Annotated in this window: 14 protein-coding genes; 8 read left to right on the top strand and 6 right to left on the bottom strand. The window is 63.0% G+C overall.

Annotated features, from left to right (window positions below; all coding sequences use genetic code 11):
• Positions 1-17: 17 nt before the first annotated feature.
• From V6L75_RS07565 to V6L75_RS07535, 7 genes are all read left to right on the top strand, one after another.
• Positions 18-1,217: a mandelate racemase/muconate lactonizing enzyme family protein gene (locus tag V6L75_RS07565; RefSeq protein ID WP_334250890.1), complete on the top strand. Its 1,200-nt coding sequence runs from the start codon at positions 18-20 to the stop codon at positions 1,215-1,217.
• Between the two features lie 34 nt (positions 1,218-1,251).
• A complete protein-coding gene (locus V6L75_RS07560; protein WP_334250889.1) occupies positions 1,252-2,013 on the top strand; it encodes an SDR family oxidoreductase in 762 nt (253 codons plus the stop codon).
• A gap of 18 nt (positions 2,014-2,031) precedes the next feature.
• A complete protein-coding gene (locus V6L75_RS07555) occupies positions 2,032-3,072 on the top strand; it encodes an L-idonate 5-dehydrogenase (protein WP_334250888.1) in 1,041 nt (346 codons plus the stop codon).
• A gap of 40 nt (positions 3,073-3,112) precedes the next feature.
• Positions 3,113-4,087, top strand: coding sequence for a 2-hydroxyacid dehydrogenase (locus V6L75_RS07550; protein ID WP_334250887.1), 975 nt, complete (start codon positions 3,113-3,115; stop codon positions 4,085-4,087).
• 190 nt (positions 4,088-4,277) lie between these two features.
• Positions 4,278-5,297 carry a TRAP transporter substrate-binding protein gene (locus V6L75_RS07545; protein ID WP_334250886.1) on the top strand — a complete coding sequence of 340 codons (1,020 nt, stop codon included), beginning with the start codon at positions 4,278-4,280 and terminating at the stop codon, positions 5,295-5,297.
• Between the two features lie 143 nt (positions 5,298-5,440).
• The gene (locus tag V6L75_RS07540) at positions 5,441-6,019 is read left to right on the top strand and encodes a TRAP transporter small permease subunit (RefSeq protein ID WP_334250885.1); all 579 of its coding nucleotides are present in this window, start codon (positions 5,441-5,443) and stop codon (positions 6,017-6,019) included.
• 3 nt (positions 6,020-6,022) lie between these two features.
• The gene (locus tag V6L75_RS07535; protein WP_334250884.1) at positions 6,023-7,351 is read left to right on the top strand and encodes a TRAP transporter large permease; all 1,329 of its coding nucleotides are present in this window, start codon (positions 6,023-6,025) and stop codon (positions 7,349-7,351) included.
• Between the two features lie 102 nt (positions 7,352-7,453).
• On the opposite strand, the gene V6L75_RS07530 is transcribed toward V6L75_RS07535, so the two are convergent.
• The 6 genes from V6L75_RS07530 to V6L75_RS07505 form a co-directional block, all read right to left on the bottom strand.
• Complete coding sequence (locus tag V6L75_RS07530; RefSeq protein WP_334250883.1) at positions 7,454-8,071, bottom strand: DsbE family thiol:disulfide interchange protein; 618 nt, start codon at positions 8,069-8,071, stop codon at positions 7,454-7,456.
• Entirely contained in the window at positions 8,068-8,259 is a 192-nt protein-coding gene (gene ccmD, locus V6L75_RS07525; protein ID WP_334250882.1) for a heme exporter protein CcmD, read from the bottom strand. Before ccmD ends, V6L75_RS07530 begins: the two co-directional genes overlap by 4 nt.
• Before the next feature lies 1 nt (position 8,260).
• The gene (locus tag V6L75_RS07520; protein ID WP_050474115.1) at positions 8,261-9,028 is read right to left on the bottom strand and encodes a heme ABC transporter permease; all 768 of its coding nucleotides are present in this window, start codon (positions 9,026-9,028) and stop codon (positions 8,261-8,263) included.
• A gap of 143 nt (positions 9,029-9,171) precedes the next feature.
• Positions 9,172-9,843: a heme exporter protein CcmB gene (ccmB, locus tag V6L75_RS07515; protein ID WP_019964418.1), complete on the bottom strand. Its 672-nt coding sequence runs from the start codon at positions 9,841-9,843 to the stop codon at positions 9,172-9,174.
• A complete protein-coding gene (gene ccmA, locus V6L75_RS07510) occupies positions 9,840-10,505 on the bottom strand; it encodes a heme ABC exporter ATP-binding protein CcmA (RefSeq protein ID WP_334250921.1) in 666 nt (221 codons plus the stop codon). The genes ccmB and ccmA overlap by 4 nt, the downstream gene beginning before the upstream one ends.
• Positions 10,506-10,704: 199 nt before the next feature.
• The gene (locus tag V6L75_RS07505; RefSeq protein ID WP_334250881.1) at positions 10,705-13,497 is read right to left on the bottom strand and encodes a bifunctional aconitate hydratase 2/2-methylisocitrate dehydratase; all 2,793 of its coding nucleotides are present in this window, start codon (positions 13,495-13,497) and stop codon (positions 10,705-10,707) included.
• A gap of 518 nt (positions 13,498-14,015) precedes the next feature.
• On the opposite strand from V6L75_RS07505, the gene acnA reads away from it, so the two are divergent.
• A complete protein-coding gene (gene acnA, locus V6L75_RS07500) occupies positions 14,016-16,694 on the top strand; it encodes an aconitate hydratase AcnA (protein ID WP_334250880.1) in 2,679 nt (892 codons plus the stop codon).
• Positions 16,695-16,770: the final 76 nt, after the last annotated feature.

Below are 16,770 nucleotides of genomic sequence, written 5' to 3'. Positions count from 1 at the left end.
TGCTCCGGAGCTTTCCGATGAAAATTACTGCCATCAAGACCTACCGCCTCGAAGAATTCGCCAACGTCCTGTGGGTCCATGTCGAAACGGATGCCGGCATCACCGGCCTTGGTGAAACCTTCTATGGCGCCGGAGCCGTCGAAGCCCACATTCACGACACTCTGGCAGGCCGCCTGCTTGGCAAGAATCCGCTGCACATCGAAGCCCTGCACAAGGAAATGGTGTCGCTGCCGATGGCACAGTCCTCGACCGGCGCCGAGTACCGGGCAGCTTCCGCCATCGACATTGCCCTGTGGGACATCTTCGGCAAGGTCTGCGGCCTGCCGGTACACCAGATGCTGGGCGGGCAGTGCTGGGACAAGATCCGCGTCTACAACACCTGCGCGGGCTACCGCTATGTGCGGACCAACAACATCAAGCCGGTCTCGAACTGGAACCTTGGCGATGACGAAGGCCCATACGAGGATCTCGTCGGCTTCATGACGCGGGCGGATGCACTGGCCGAAAACCTGCTGGAACAGGGCATCACGGCCATGAAGATCTGGCCGTTCGACCCGCACGCCCAGGAAACCCGCGGCCAGTACATCACCGCCGAACAGATGAAGGCCGCCATCGAGCCCTTCGAAAAGATCCGCAAGGCCGTCGGCGACAAGATGGAGATCATGGTCGAGTTCCATTCGCTGTGGAACCTGCCCACCGCCAAGAAGATCGCCAAGGCACTCGAGCCCTATTCCCCGACCTGGTACGAAGACCCGATCCGGATGAACTCGGCCCAGGCGCTCGGCGAGTTTGCAGCATCCACGGACGTGTGGACCTGCGCCAGCGAAACCCTCGGCTCACGCTGGCCCTACAAGGACATGCTCGACCAGAACGCCACGCACGTGGTCATGGTTGACCTGTGCTGGACGGGCGGCCTGACGGAAGGCCGCAAGATCGCGGCGCTGGCCGAAACCTGGCACCGCCCCTTCGCCCCGCATGACTGCATCGGCCCTGTCGGCTTTGCTGCTGCCATTCACATGTCCTTCAGCCAGCCCAACACGCTCATTCAGGAGTCCGTGCGCGCCTTTTACCGCGGCTGGTACAACGAACTCGTCACCGCCGTGCCGAAAATCGAGAACGGCTATGTCTATCCGATGGAAGGGCCGGGCCTTGGCGTCGAGCTGCTTCCCTCCTTCTTCAACCGCCCGGATCTGAGCGGCCGCACCTCGGTCCTCTGAGCCTGACTGTCAGCGTTGCAACACGGAGCTTGCCATGACCCTTTTTGATCTGACCGGGCGCACTGCACTTGTCACCGGGTCCTCCCGCGGACTCGGGCTCGCCATCGCAACCGGCCTCGCAGAGGCCGGGGCTTCCCTTGTCCTGAACGGGGTAGATGCGGGCCGCCTCGAGGCCACGGCCGAAACGCTGCGGGCCGCCGGGCACACGGTGCGCACGGCCGCATTCGATGTCACCGATGAGGCAGCGGTCACCGCTGCCTTCGAGGCGTTCGACCGCGACGGGATTGCGATAGACATTCTCGTCAACAATGCCGGCATCCAGCTGCGCAAGCCGATCGTGGAGCTCTCCACGGCGGAATGGCAGAAGGTGATGGACACCAATCTGACCAGCGCCTTCGTGGTGGGACGGGAAGCAGCCAAGCGCATGATCACGCGCAAGAGCGGCAAGATCATCAACATCGGCTCGCTGACCAGCGAACTGGCCCGTGCAACGGTTGCCCCCTACACGGTGGCCAAGGGCGGCATCAAGATGCTGACCCGCGCCATGACGGCGGAATGGGCCGAGCACGGCATTCAGGTCAATGCCATCGGCCCGGGCTACATGCTCACCGACATGAACGAGGCCCTGATCAACAACCCGCAATTCGATGGCTGGGTCAAGGGCCGCACGCCTGCACGCCGCTGGGGCAAGCCCGAAGAACTGGCTGGCACCGCCGTCTATCTGGCCTCTGCCGCGTCCAACTACGTCAGCGGTCAGATCATCTATGTCGATGGCGGCATGATTTCGGTCCTCTGAACCAGGAAAGCACCCACCATGCGCGCTATCGTCGCTCATCAGCCCCATGACCTTCGCATCGAGGAGCGGCCTGCGGCAGCAAGGCCCGGCCCCGGCGAGGTTCGTGTCCAGATCACCCGGGGCGGCATCTGCGGCTCCGATCTGCACTATTATCACCATGCCGGGTTCGGAACGGTCCGGCTGAAGGAACCGATGATCCTCGGCCACGAGGTTGCCGGGCGCATCGTGGAGACAGGCAGCGGGATTACCTGCGTGGCGGCAGGTGATCAGGTGGCGGTCAATCCGAGCATGCCTTGCGGGCATTGCCACTTCTGCCTCAGGGACCAGCGCAACCAGTGCCTCGACATGCGCTTCTTCGGCAGTGCCATGCGCTTTCCGCATATGCAGGGGCTTTTCCGGGACGAAGTAACCCTGCCGGTGGAGCAGGTCTTCAAGGTTCCCGCCACCCTTGACCCCGGCCTTGCCGCCTGTGCCGAGCCCTTTGCGGTCTGTCTTCATGCGGTCGCGGGCGCCGGATCGCTCCTTGGCAAGTCCGTGCTCGTCTCCGGCTGCGGCCCGATCGGCAATCTGGTGATTGCTGCCGCACGCCACGCCGGAGCGGCGGAAATCACCGCCTCGGACCTGGCCGATGCTCCGCTTGCAATCGCGGCAAGCCTTGGCGCAAGCCGGACCCTGAACCTTGCCGCAGCACCCGATGCCCTCGCCCCCTTTGCGGAACGCAAGGGCATGTTCGATGTGGTGTTCGAATGCTCCGGCAGCGCCAAGGCACTTGCCGCGGCGCTGGATGTTGTCCGTCCGGGCGGCACACTGATCGCCGTTGGCCTTGGCGGTGACATCCCGCTGCCGCTCAACCTCGTTGTGGCCAAGGAAGTCATCCTCAAGGGCAGCTTCCGGTTCGATGCAGAATTCGGCTGGGCTGTACAGCTCATCTCCAGCGGTGCAGTCGATCTGTCGCCGCTGATCTCCGCAACCCTTCCCGCCGAAGAGGCAGATGCCGCCTTCCGGCTGGCCTCCGACCGCAGCCAGTCCATGAAGGTGCAACTGGCTTTCAGCAGCTGACCAGCCCCTTCCGCATCCCCCTTCAAGAATGGACCGTTCCATGAAGATCGTATTCCACGGCCAGAATGCCTGCAGTTTCGTCCCGGGCTTTGCCGGTCTCCTGTCTGAGACGCATGACATCATACAGCTGCCCGATTCGCTGGTGGCAGAAGCAGACCGGCAGGCCTATGCGGCTGCCGACGTGATCATCGGGGTGCAGCTGACGGCGGACATGCCGGTGCCGTCCACGCTGAAGCTCTATCAGCTGCCAGGCGCAGGCTATGACGGCATCGACCTCGCTCAGGTTCCGGAAGGCGCGGCCCTGTGCAATTGCTTCGGTCATGATGCGGCCATCGCGGAATATGTGATGGCGGCCCTGCTTCTGCGTCATGTTCCGCTTGCCGATGCCGACCAGCGCCTGCGCAAGGGCGACTGGGCCTACCGCTCCGGCGGCGTGGACGCGCTGCGCACAGAGCTTGGGGACCAGACCATTGGCCTGATCGGCTTCGGCCATATCGGCAAGACGGTTGCCGCGCGCGCCCGGGCCTTCGGCATGAAGGTCATCGTGACCAACCGCTCCACACCGCAGGAAACCGACCTGTTCGACCGCCACTATCCCCTGTCAGCATTGGCTGACCTTGCAGGCGCGGCGGATGTGATCGTCAACACCCTGCCCTTCACCCCTCAGACGGCAGGCCTCGTTGACGCAGCCGTCATCGGCGCAATGAAGCCGGAAGGGGTCATCGTCAATGTCGGGCGCGGCCCGGTCATCGACGAAAAGGCCCTCTATGACGCCCTTTCGGAAAAGCGGATCGGCGGTGCCATCATCGACACATGGTATGTCTATCCGGACGGCAGCAACCCCAATCCGCACCCCTCGGTCTATCCGTTCCATGAGCTGGATAACGTGGTGATGACGCCGCACATGTCCGGCTGGACCCATGGCACGGTCAACCGCCGCCGCGTGGCGATGGCAGAGAACATCAACCGGCTGGCCGCCGGCAAGCCGCTGGCCAACACAATCCGCAGGGGTTAAGGCAACTGGCAGTTATCCCGCCTGGCCATGATGCCAAGCGGGATAGCAAAGCTCTGATTTTCTTGTTTTATCCATCTTTTCAGGAGAAGCGGTTTCCACTTTTCCTGGGAGGCGTTAAACCGCCAGAGACGGGAGCCCAATGCGCTCCGGCAAATACCCATCCAAGAACACGTCAAAGGGAGGAAGCATCATGAAGCGTTTTCTGAAGACGGCCTCGGTGGCCGCAGTGGCCGCCTTCGCGCTGGCAACGACGGCACTGGCGCAGGAATATTCGTTCCGGTTCCAATCCTCGGACCCGGCCGGCAACCCGAACTTCGAATATCAGAAGGGCTGGACCGATCTCGTCGCCGAAAAGTCAGGCGGCCAGGTCAAGATCGAGCTGATGCCCGTGGGCTCCGTGGTCGAGTACAACGAGACTCTGGATGCGGTCGCAGCCGGCATTCTCGACGGCCAGATCTGCGATTCGTCCTACTGGGCCGGCAAGGACCCGGCTTTCGGCCTCATCGCCAACCCGGTCGGAGCCTGGTCTGATCCGGCACAGATGATCGACTTTGTCGAGAACGGCGGCGGCAAGGAAATCATGCAGGAGCTGCTGGGCTCCTACGGCCTGCATTTCATCGGCGTCTCCACCCCCGGCCTCGAAGCCTTCGTCTCGCGCGTGCCGCTCGACAGCGTGGATGACCTGAAGGGCGTCAAGGTGCGCTCGCCCGAAGGCCCGATCGCCAACGTCTTCGCCGCAGCAGGCGCCGCCCCGGTGAACCTGCCATCGTCGGAAGTTTTCACCGCCATCGACAAGGGCGTGGTGGACGCTGCCGACTATTCCGTGTTCTCGGTCAACCAGGCCCAGGGCCTCAACAAGGTCGCCCTGCATCCTGTCTATCCGGGCTTCCATTCCCTGCCGCTGGTGGAAGTGTCCATGAACAAGGCCAAGTGGGATGCTCTGCCGGACGACATCAAGGCCCTGCTGGAGACGACCGTGAAGGAGTTCCAGCAGACCCAGATCAACGGCTTGAAGGCAGCCGATCTGAAGGCGCTTGAAGAAGCCAGGGCAGATGGTTCCATCACCATCCACAACTGGCCGGACGAGGAACGCGCCAAGTTCCGCAAGATCGCCATGGCCGAGTGGGAGCGCATCGCCAAGGGCTCGCCGATGGCCCAGAAGGTCTATGACACGCTGACCAGCTACCTGACCCAGAAGGGCCTGCTCTGAACACGGCAGCCTGAAACGGACTGAGGCAGGGCATCACATATCCTGCCTCAGCCCGCGCAAAGGCAGCTGCCATACAAGAGACCACGAAGCGGCACAGGATTGTGCCGCTTTTGTCCGTCAGGCCCGTCCCGCTGGATAAAGACATGACACACGGCACCCCCCATACAGATGCGCAGGCCCCCGGCCTTCCGCCCGAGCCGGAACAGGGCGCTGCCCCTGAAGCCGGGCTCCTGGGCCGCCTGATCAACGCGTCAGGCTTCCTCTTTGCGGCAGGCATCGTTCTGGCTGCAGCCATTCTGCTGCTCGAAGTGTTCCTGCGCTATCTCTTCAACAGCCCCACCATCTGGGCGCATGAGGCAACGGTCTTCCTGTGCGGCCTCGCCTTCGTGTTCGGCGGGCTCTATTGCACCAGCCGCAACACCCATATCCGGGTGGTGCTGCTCTACGACATCCTGCCGCCGCGCCTGCGCAAGGCAGCCGATGTGCTCATCTCCCTCGCCTGCGCCATCGCCAGCGGCTTCTTTGCCTACGCCTCCTGGCACATGGTCCAGCGCGCGGTTCTGGCGCCTTCCGGCGGGATCCGGCTGGAGACCACCGGCAGCGCCTGGAGCCCGCCAACCCCGGCCTTGATCAAGGTCTTCATCCTGGTGGTGATGATTGCGCTGGTTCTCCAGTTTCTGGTGCTCGCCTTCAACCACGCCCGCCGCAGCCTGAAGGACTGAGCCATGACCGATCTTCTGGATTTCAGCTTCAACCTGCAGGCGCTCGGCATCGGCTGGGGCACGGCGGTCATGTTCATCATGATGGTCGTGCTGCTGCTCACGGGCATGCCGCTCGCCTTTGTCACACTGCTCGTGGCGCTTGTTTTCGCGCTTGGCTGGTTCGGCCCGATGTCGATCCCGCTCATTACCAGCCGCGTCTATTCCTTCGTGATGAACTTCGTGTTCGTCTCGGTGCCCATGTTCGTGCTCATGGCCGCTATCCTCGACCGCTCCGGCATTGCCCGGGATCTGTTCGATGCGATGAAGCTGTTCGCCGGGCGGATGCGCGGCGGCGTTGCAGTGCAGACCGTCTTCGTTTCCGTCATTCTAGCGGCCATGAGCGGCATCATCGGCGGTGAAATCGTGCTGCTGGGCATGATCGCCCTGCCCCAGATGCTGCGGCAGGGCTATGACCGCAATCTGGCCATCGGCGTGGTCTGTGCGGGCGGCTCGCTGGGCACCATGATCCCGCCGTCCATCGTGCTGATCATCTACGGCCTGACTGCTAATGTCTCCATCGGCGAATTGTTCACCGCAGCCTTCCTGCCGGGCTTCATGCTGGCCATGTTCTATGTGGCCTACATCCTGGCACGGGCCTGGCTGACGCCGCATGTGGTGCCACAGGTGGATCCGGAGCCGATCCCGCGTGAGGAAAAGCTGCGCCTGCTGAAAGGGCTGGCACTGCCGGTTCTGGTGGTCGCCATTGTTCTTGGCTCGATCTATGGCGGCGTCGCCTCGGTGACGGAAGCCTCGGCCATTGGCGTCGGCGGCGTGATCCTGTCCACGATCCTGCGCGGCGAATTTTCGCTGAAGCTGCTGCGCGATGCGGCGATGCAGACGCTCTCCACGGTCGGCATGATCGTCTGGATCGGAATTGGCGCCACGGCCATTGTCGGCGTCTACAACCTGATGGGCGGGGTAAACTTCGTCTCGGGCATGATCACCGGCATCTCGGACAATCCAACCGTCATCGTGCTGGTGATGATGGCCATCCTGTTCGTGCTCGGCGCCTTCCTCGACTGGGTCGGCATTGCCCTGCTGACGATGCCGATCTTCGTGCCGATCATCAAGTCGCTCGGTCTTGATCCGGTGTGGTTCGGCGTCCTGTTCTGCATGAACATGCAGATCTCGTTCCTGTCACCGCCCTTTGGTCCCGCAGCCTTCTATCTGAAGTCCGTGGCCCCCCCTGGCATCACGCTGGGCGTCATCTTCCGCGCGCTGCTGCCTTTCATCGCCCTGCAGATGCTGGCTGTCGGTCTGCTGATCGCCTTCCCGGGCATTACAGGACGCTGAGAAACACCCGATGCTGCGGCAGGCACACCCCTGCCGCAGACATGAGAACGCCGCCTGCTGCCGGAAGGCAAAGGCGGCGTTTTTTATATCAAAACCCTGAAATCAGCTGCCGCCGGCCAGAACCCGTTCCAGCTGGGGCCGAAGCACCTGCTCGTAGCTTTCAGGCGAGAGCGGACCGATGAACTTGTAGCGGATCACGCCCTTGCCATCGACCACATAGGTCTCAGGCACCCCATAGACGCCCCACTCGATCGCCGCGCGCCCGCCAGCGTCCGCACCCACCTTGTCATACGGATTGCCGAGCGTGCCGAGGAAGCGACGGGCGTTCTCGGGCTGGTCCTTGTAGTTGATCCCGTACATGCGGAACCGGCCATCCTTCGCCATTTCCTCCAGCACCGGATGCTCCTGACGGCAGGGCACGCACCAGGAGGCAAAGACGTTGACCACCGACACGCCGCCCTCAAGATCGGCTGCCGTGATGCCGGGCACAGGCGCACCATTGTCCGTCAGCCCTTCCACCGCAGGAAGCTCCATGCGGGGCGCGGGCTTGTTCAGCAGCGCAGAAGGCAGTTCGGACGGATCACGCCCGAAGAACATCTGGAACATGAACAGCACCGCCAGCGCGGCGAAGATCACCAGCGGCAGCAGTGCGAAAACAGGAATGCGGCGGCGTGAGCCCGCATCCGGCTTGGCGGCGGAAGACTGATCCGGCGCGCTCATTGGCCTTGCGTCCCGGCTGCCGTGCGGCGGCGCACACCTTGCGCCTCAAGCGCCCTGAGTTCCGCATTGAGCCGCCGCCGGTCCAGCCACACCCAGCCGGTCAGGCCGGCAACGACGCCAAGGCAGATCACAAAGGAGGCGATGATGAAGCCCGCGTGGGGGCCAAGGTCAAAAGCTGCCATTGTCATGTCACTCCGCTGCGACCGGCGTTGCCGCGCTGGCACCTGCCGGGCGCACAGCGGCAGCCCGCATGCGCAGCGCCCTCACCCGCCGCCGCAGGATTTCGTTGATCATCGCATGGGCATGCAGCACCAGGAACAGCAGCGTGAAGGCTGCCGCCATCACCATCAGGGGCCACAGCAGATCCGGGTGGATCGTCGGCCCGTCCATGCGGATGACGCTGGCCGGCTGGTGCAGCGTATTCCACCAGTCGACGGAGAATTTGATGATGGGCAGGTTGATCACCCCGGCGAGCGTCAGCACGGCCGCTGCCTTGCCCGCCCGGATCGGGTCATCCATCGTCCGCCACAGGGCCATGAGGCCCAGATACATGATGAAGAGCACCAGAACCGAGGTCAGGCGCGCATCCCACACCCAATAGGTGCCCCACATGGGCTTGCCCCAGAGCGAGCCGGTGATCAGCGCCATGAAGGTGAAGGCAGCCCCCAGCGGCGCTGCCGCCTTGGCCGAGACATCGGCCAGCGGATGCTTCCACACCAGCGTGCCGAGGGCGGACAGGGCCATGACCGAATAGCACATCATCGACAGCCAGGCGGCGGGTACGTGAATATACATGATCCGTACCGTGTCGCCCTGCTGGTAATCCTCCGGCGCCACGAAGAAGGTCATGTAGAGCCCGATGGCAAACAGCAGTACACACAGGCCCGTTGCCCAGGGCAGGATGGCCCGGGCAAGGCTCATGAAACGGGTCGGGTTCGCCAGATCAACAAGTGCCATGGAATGGTTCTAATCCCTCTCACCCGCCGCTGCAATGCAAGGCCGCAGGTCCGCTCTCTATGCCTCAAGGGTTTTCGCATTGCCTTGCGCTGGGTCAAGCCCCCATGTGACCGCAATCACGAAAGCGTCATGCCCTGACGGGTTCAATCCGCCGCAAACCGGAGGGCAGCCGCCGCCGCCACGGGCCCGAGGACAGCCGAAAACAGCGTCAGCGCGCAGAGAATGAGGAAGGGTGTCATGAAGGGCACCGGGTCATTCACCGCAGCATCTGCCGCGCTCACACCAAAGATCAGCACCGGGATCGTCAGCGGCACCACCAGTACCGCGAGCAGCAGACCGCCCCGGCGCAACGACACGGTCAGCGCCGCGCCGATTGCACCGATCAGCGTCAGAGCGGGAGTGCCCACCAGCAAGGTCAGCGTCACCGCCCCCATGGCCACCGGCCCGAGATTGAGGAAAACGGCCAGCACGGGCGCTGCCAGCACCAGCGGCAGGCCGGTCGCCACCCAATGGGCAAGGCACTTGCCCAGCACCACCAGTTCCAGCGGCTGGCCGGCCATCAGCATCAGATCCAGCGAACCGTCATCCCGGTCAGCCTGAAACAGCCGGTCGAGCCCCAGCAGCGCCGACAGCAGCGCGCCGATCCAGAGGATCGCCGGGCCGATACGGGACAGAAGATTGAGATCCGGCCCGACGCCAAAGGGAATGACCGTGACCACGGCCAGAAAGAACAGCACGCCGATCAGCGCCCCCCCGCCAACCCGGACGGCAAGACGGAATTCACGGGCAACGAGGGCAAGGAACCAGCCGTTCATGCCTCATCTCCCTCATCTTCAACCTCGTCTCCCTGCTCGGGAGCAGCCAGATGCAGCGCATCGGCGGGATGAAGCGCAAGTTCTGAGTGGGTGGCAGTGACGATCTGCCCGCCTGCAGCCAGATGCGCGTTCATGAAACCGAGAAGCTGCGCTTCGGAGGCCTTGTCGAGGGCCGATGTCGGCTCATCCATCAGCCAGATGGGGCGCGGCGTCACGAACAGGCGCGCCAGCGCCAGCCGCCGGGTTTGCCCAGCCGACAGATAGGCCGCAGGCAGGTTCGCCGTATGCGCGATGCCCAGCCGGTCGAGAATATCCAGCGGCTGCAACACCTCGCCTGCAAAACCCTCCGGCCGGGCCGGGACCATGAAGCTGCGCCAGAACTCAAGGTTTTCCAGCACACTCAGGGCACGCTTCACCGCGCTTTCATGGCCGAAATAGTGGGCGTGTTCGGCAAGGCTCCGGTCCGGCTGACCGCCCTCCAGTGCCAGCTTGCCCTCACTCACCGGCACAAGCCCCGCCAATGTGCGCAACAGTGTCGACTTGCCGACCCCATTGGCGCCGGTGATGACCAGCGCCCGGCCCGCCTCGAGCTGAAAGCTCAATCCGGCGAACACCCGGCGCCCGCCCCGGTCCACGGCAAGTTTGTCGGCAATCAGTTTCAGGGGACAGCTCCGCGCTTCATTCCGGTCCTTGTTAGGATGCCCCCCGGACGATGGCAAGCAGCTAGAACTGCGTAGAGAGAGGGCAGAGCTGTGCCTCACAACAGAACGGCCGCCCGTCCGGGTCAGATCCGATAGGATCCTCGCAGGACGGGCGGCCGCTGAAAGTCAGGCCATCAGAGGCTCAGATGGCTCTGGCGGCTCAGAAGTGAACCGAGCGTGCCGTTGCCAGCTTTTCGACCGGCGGGGAGAACTTGGTCAGATCGATCCCTTCCACGGCCTGCTTGTACTCGTCCACGTTGGGCGTGCGGCCCAGAACGGCGGCGAGCACCACCACAGGGGTGGAGGCGAGCAGGGACTCACCCTTCTTCTCGGTGCTGTCTTCCACCACACGGCCCTGGAACAGGCGGGTGGAGGTGGCCAGAACCGTGTCGCCCTTCTCGGCCTTTTCCTGGTTGCCCATGCAGAGGTTGCAGCCCGGGCGCTCCAGATACAGGATGTTTTCGTACTGGGTACGGGCCTTGCTCTTCGGCGCGCTGTCGTCGAACTCGAAACCGGAGTACTTCTGCAGCACTTCCCAATCGCCTTCGGCCTTCAGCTCGTCGATGATGTTGTAGGTCGGGGCTGCCACCACCAGCGGAGCCTTGAACTCGACGGTGCCATGCACCTTTTCGAGGTTCTTCAGCATCTGCGCGACGATCTTGATGTCGCCCTTATGCACCATGCACGAGCCCACGAAGCCGAGATCGACCTTCTTCTCGCCGCCGTAATAGGACACGGGGCGGATGGCATCGTGGGTGTAGCGCTTGGACACATCCGGGTTGTTGACATCCGGGTCGGCGATCATCGGCTCATCGATCTGGTCGAGATCGACGACGACTTCGGCAAAGTACTTGGCGTTCTCGTCCGGAGCCAGCGCCGGCTTTTCGCCGGAGCGGATTTCGGCGATGCGCTTGTCTGCCTTGGCGATCAGGCCCTTCAGAACCTGGGCGTCATTGTCCATGCCCTTGTCGATCATCACCTGGATGCGCGACTTGGCCAGTTCCAGCGAGCCGATCAGCGTCTCATCATCGGAGATGCAGATGGAGGCCTTGGCCTTCATTTCTGCGGTCCAGTCGGTGAAGGTGAAGGCCTGGTCGGCCAGCAGCGTGCCGATATGCACTTCGATGACGCGGCCCTGGAAGACGTTGTCGCCGAACTGGCTCAGCATCTGGGCCTGGGTGGCGTGCACCACATCGCGGAAATCGACGTGATCCTTCATGGAGCCCTTGAAGGTCACCTTCACGGAATCGGGGATCGGCATGGTGGCTTCGCCGGTGGCAAGAGCCAGTGCCACAGTGCCCGAGTCAGCACCGAAGGCGACGCCCTTGGACATGCGGGTGTGGCTGTCGCCGCCGATGATGATGTCCCAGTCATCCACGGTGATGTCGTTCAGCACCTTGTGGATCACGTCCGTCATGGAGTGATAGACGCCCTTCGGGTCACGGCCGGTGATCAGACCGAACTTGTGCATGAAGCTCATCAGTTTCGGGATGTTGGCCTGTGCCTTCAGATCCCAGACCGAAGCTGTGTGGCAGCCGGACTGATAGGCGCCATCCACCAGCGGCGAAATGACGGTGGCCGCCATCGCTTCCAGCTCCTGCGCGGTCATCAGGCCGGTGGTGTCCTGCGAGCCGACGATGTTGACGCGCACGCGCACGTCGGAACCGGCGTGCAGCACCTTGCCCGGCGCAACGCCAACCGCATTGCGGTTGAAGATCTTCTCGACCGCCGTCAGGCCCTGGCCCGGATGAGAGACTTCCTTGGCCGGAGAGAACACCAGCGGTGCTTCGACGCCCAGCGTTTCGGCCGCAAAGGTCTGCAGCTTCTTGCCGAAAACGATGGCATAGGAGCCACCGGCGCGCATGGATTCCATCTTCTGCGGACGGAAGGATGCAGACAGATCGGCCAGCTCTTCCTTGCCGTCTTCGCTGTAGAGCTTCTTGGACTTGCTGTTGATCTTCAGCACGGTACCGGTGTCGACGGAGTACTTCTGCACCAGCACCGGGTTGCCGGCGTTGTCGATGACCGGCTTGCCCTCGTCATCCAGCTTCTTGACCCAGTTCTTCAGGTCGACGCCGATGCCGCCCGTCACGTCGACGGTGGTCAGGAAGATCGGCGAGATGCCGTTGGTACCGGCCACGATCGGGGCAATGTTGACGAAGGGAACATAGGGGCTCGCCTGCTTGCCGGTCCACAGCGCCACGTTGTTGACGCCCGACATGCGCGAGGAGCCGACGCCCATCGTGCCCTTTTCGGCGATCATCATGACGCGCTTGTCCGGGTGCTGCGCCTGCAGGGCGCGGATCTCGGCCTGGGCGGCTTCGGAGATCATGCACTTGCCGTGCAGTTCGCGGTCCGAGCGCGAATGCGCCTGGTTGCCCGGCGACAGCAGGTCGGTGGAGATATCGCCTTCTGCGGCGATGAAGGTGACGACCTTGATCTCTTCCTCAACCTCGGGAAGCTTGGTGAAGAACTCGGCCTTGACGTAGCTCTCCAGAATGTCCTTGGCGACCGGATTGCCGGCCTCGAAGGCGGCCTTCAGACGGTCGGTGTCGGCGGCATAGAGGAAGACCTGGGTCTTCAGCACTTCGGCAGCGTCACGGGCGATGGAGGCATCCTCGCCCAGCGCCAGATCCAGAAGCACGGCGATGGACGGGCCACCCTTCATGTGGGACAGCAGCTCGAAGGCGAAGGCGCGGGAGATTTCCGGCACCACCTCGGTTCCCAGAATGATCTCCTTCAGGAAACGGGACTTTTCGCCAGCAGCGCTCGTCGTGCCGGGAATGGTGTTGTAGATGAAGAACTGCAGCGAATCGGCGCGATGCGCACTGCCCGTATCCTTGATATTGGCAATCACCTCGGCGAGGAGCGCGGCATCCTCGATCGGCTTGGGGTGAAGGCCCTGACCCTTGCGGGCTTCGATCTCGGCGAGATAGTCGGTGTAAAGGCTCATGGTGATCCCGGAATCCCTTGTTGGTCAGTGCCAACCTCCGGATCGCGGTCACTTCTGGCGGGCCGGGGCAAGCGGGCTGAGTGTTATTTTTCAGCGCGGTATACAATAGTATGCAATGTCATTCAAGCGCTTTCCATTACCCTTAAACTGAATGCGGGTCTTTGTCCTTGACCCCTGTTGCCCTTTGAAAAATAAACCCAATATCTGATGCCGAAGCCTTTTACTGCGAGGCGTCCCGAAGGCCGGCCCAAAAGGTTGAAACAACGCCTGCGGACCGGTTCCAGTTGCAGATGCTTCGTGCATGACTCGCCGCAAAAGCCAAAACCGGCTATAGGGGCAGCATGCAGCAGCCTCTTGCCCTGCCCGACTGCGGGCAGCGGCGGGTTCTGCGCGGCACCAAAGGCGAGGCCCGGCAAGAGGCCAGTCAGATCCGGCAATGGCCGGAACCAGAGATCTTTAATCCTCCGGGCAGGCACCATCCCGCCGCCGCGCCCGGTCTTGAGAGGAGAGTGCTCGACGTGACCCAATCCCTCGACAGCTTCAAGTCCAGGAAAACCCTTGAAGTCAACGGCCAGACCTACACCTATTTCTCCATTCCGGACGCCGAGAAGAACGGCCTTGAGGGCGTCTCCCGCCTGCCGAATTCGCTGAAGGTGGTGCTGGAAAATCTGCTGCGCTTTGAAGACAACCGCACGGTGACCGCTGACGATATCCGCGCGGTGGCCAAGTGGCTCGTCACCCGCACCTCCGAACATGAAATCTCCTACCGCCCGGCCCGCGTGCTGATGCAGGACTTCACCGGCGTTCCGGCCGTGGTCGATCTTGCCGCCATGCGCGATGCAGCGGTGAAGCTCGGCGGCGATCCGAAGAAGATCAACCCGCTGGTGCCGGTGGATCTGGTCATCGACCACTCGGTTATGATCGATTATTTCGGCACGAAGGATGCCTTTGCCCGGAACGTGGAGCTGGAATACCAGCGCAACGGTGAGCGCTATGAATTCCTGCGCTGGGGCCAGTCCGCCTTCGACAATTTCCGCGCCGTGCCGCCCGGCACCGGCATCTGCCATCAGGTCAACCTCGAATATCTGGCCCAGACAGTCTGGATCAAGGAAGAGAACGGCGAAACCATCGCCTATCCGGACACGCTGGTGGGCACCGATTCCCACACCACCATGGTCAATGGCCTTGCGGTCCTCGGCTGGGGTGTCGGCGGCATCGAGGCAGAGGCCGCCATGCTGGGCCAGCCGATTTCCATGCTGATCCCGGAAGTCATCGGCTTCAAGCTGACCGGCAAGCTCAACGAAGGCATCACCGCGACAGACCTTGTGCTGCGCGTCACCGAAATGCTGCGCAAGAAGGGCGTGGTCGGCAAGTTCGTGGAATTCTACGGCCCCGGCCTCGACAACCTCAGCCTTGAGGATGCCGCCACCATCGCCAACATGGCGCCGGAATATGGCGCGACCTGCGGCTTCTTCCCCGTCGACCGCGAAACCCTTGCCTATCTGAAGGCCACCGGCCGCGATCCGCAGCGTGTTGCCCTTGTCGAGGCCTATTCGAAGGCACAGGGGATGTTCCGCGATGCGTCTTCGCCCGATCCTGTCTTCACCGATACGCTGGAGCTCGACATCTCCACCGTCGTGCCTGCCCTCTCCGGCCCCAAGCGCCCGCAGGACCGCATCAACCTCGATGCCGTCGCCGCAGGCTTTGCCAAGACCATGGCAGACGAGTTCAAGAAAGCGGATGAGCTGTCGAAGCGTGTGCCGGTCGAAGGCCGCAGCCATGACCTCGGCCATGGCGATGTGGTCATCGCCGCCATCACCTCCTGCACCAACACCTCAAACCCGAGCGTGCTGATCGGCGCCGGCCTTGTCGCCCGCAATGCCCGCAGGAAGGGCCTGAAGGTCAAGCCCTGGGTGAAGACCTCGCTGGCACCCGGCTCGCAGGTGGTGACGGATTACCTCCTCAAGGCCGGGCTCCAGGACGATCTCGACGCCCTCGGCTTCAATCTCGCCGGTTATGGCTGCACCACCTGCATCGGCAACTCCGGGCCGCTGGCGCCGGAACTGTCGAAGGCAATTTCGGACAATGACCTCGTCGTCAGCGCTGTCCTGTCGGGCAACCGCAACTTCGAGGGCCGTGTGAACCCGGATGTGCGCGCCAACTATCTGGCCTCGCCGCCGCTGGTCGTGGCCTATGCCATCGCGGGCAACATGAACGTCAATGTTGCCACGGACCCGCTGGGCGAGGACCAGGACGGCAAGCCGGTCTACCTCAAGGATATCTGGCCCTCGACGGAAGAGATCACCCAGATCATCCGCGCCTCGATCGACGATGACATGTTCCGCAAGCGCTATTCGGACGTGTTCAAGGGCGACGAGCACTGGCAGGCGATCAAGGTGGAAGGCGGCATGACCTACAAGTGGCCGGTCTCCTCCACCTACGTGGCCAATCCGCCCTATTTCGAGGGCATGACCATGGAGCCCAAGCCACTGACGGACATCGAGGGCGCCGCCGTGATGGGCCTGTTCCTCGATTCCATCACCACCGACCACATTTCCCCGGCCGGTAACATCAAGGCCAGCAGCCCGGCAGGCACCTACCTGTCGGAGCATCAGGTTGCCGTTACCGACTTCAACTCCTACGGTGCGCGGCGCGGCAATCACCATGTGATGATGCGCGGCACCTTCGCCAACATCCGCATCAAGAACCAGATGGTTCCTGGCGTGGAAGGCGGCGTCACCATGAAGGACGGCCAGCAGAAGTGGATCTATGACGCCTGCATGGAGTATCAGGAAGCCGGCATCCCGCTGGTGATCTTCGCGGGCAAGGAATATGGCACCGGCTCGTCGCGTGACTGGGCCGCCAAGGGCACCACGCTGCTCGGCGTCCGCGCCGTCATCGCCCAGTCCTTCGAGCGCATCCACCGCTCCAACCTTGTCGGCATGGGCGTCATTCCGCTGACCTTCAAGGAAGGCGAGAGCTGGCAGTCCCATGGCATCACCGGCAAGGAGCGGGTGACGATCAAGGGCATCGCAGACATCACTCCGCGCCAGATGATGAACGTGGAAGTGACCTACGAGGACGGCACGGTGAAGAACATCGAATGCCTGTGCCGGGTCGATACGCTGGACGAGCTGGAATACATCAAGGCCGGCGGCATCCTGCACTACGTCCTGCGCAACCTCGTGCGCAGCTGACCATCCTTTAAGCGCAAAACGGAAAGGGCCGCTCCACATGGGGCGGCCCTTATCTTTGCGCAGCCCCTCCATCGTC

It is taken from the genome of Pannonibacter anstelovis, from assembly GCF_036881715.1.
GTDB lineage: Bacteria > Pseudomonadota > Alphaproteobacteria > Rhizobiales > Stappiaceae > Pannonibacter > Pannonibacter anstelovis.
Note: the sequence above shows the minus strand (reverse complement) of the source record. Positions and strands in the feature narration are given on the sequence as shown.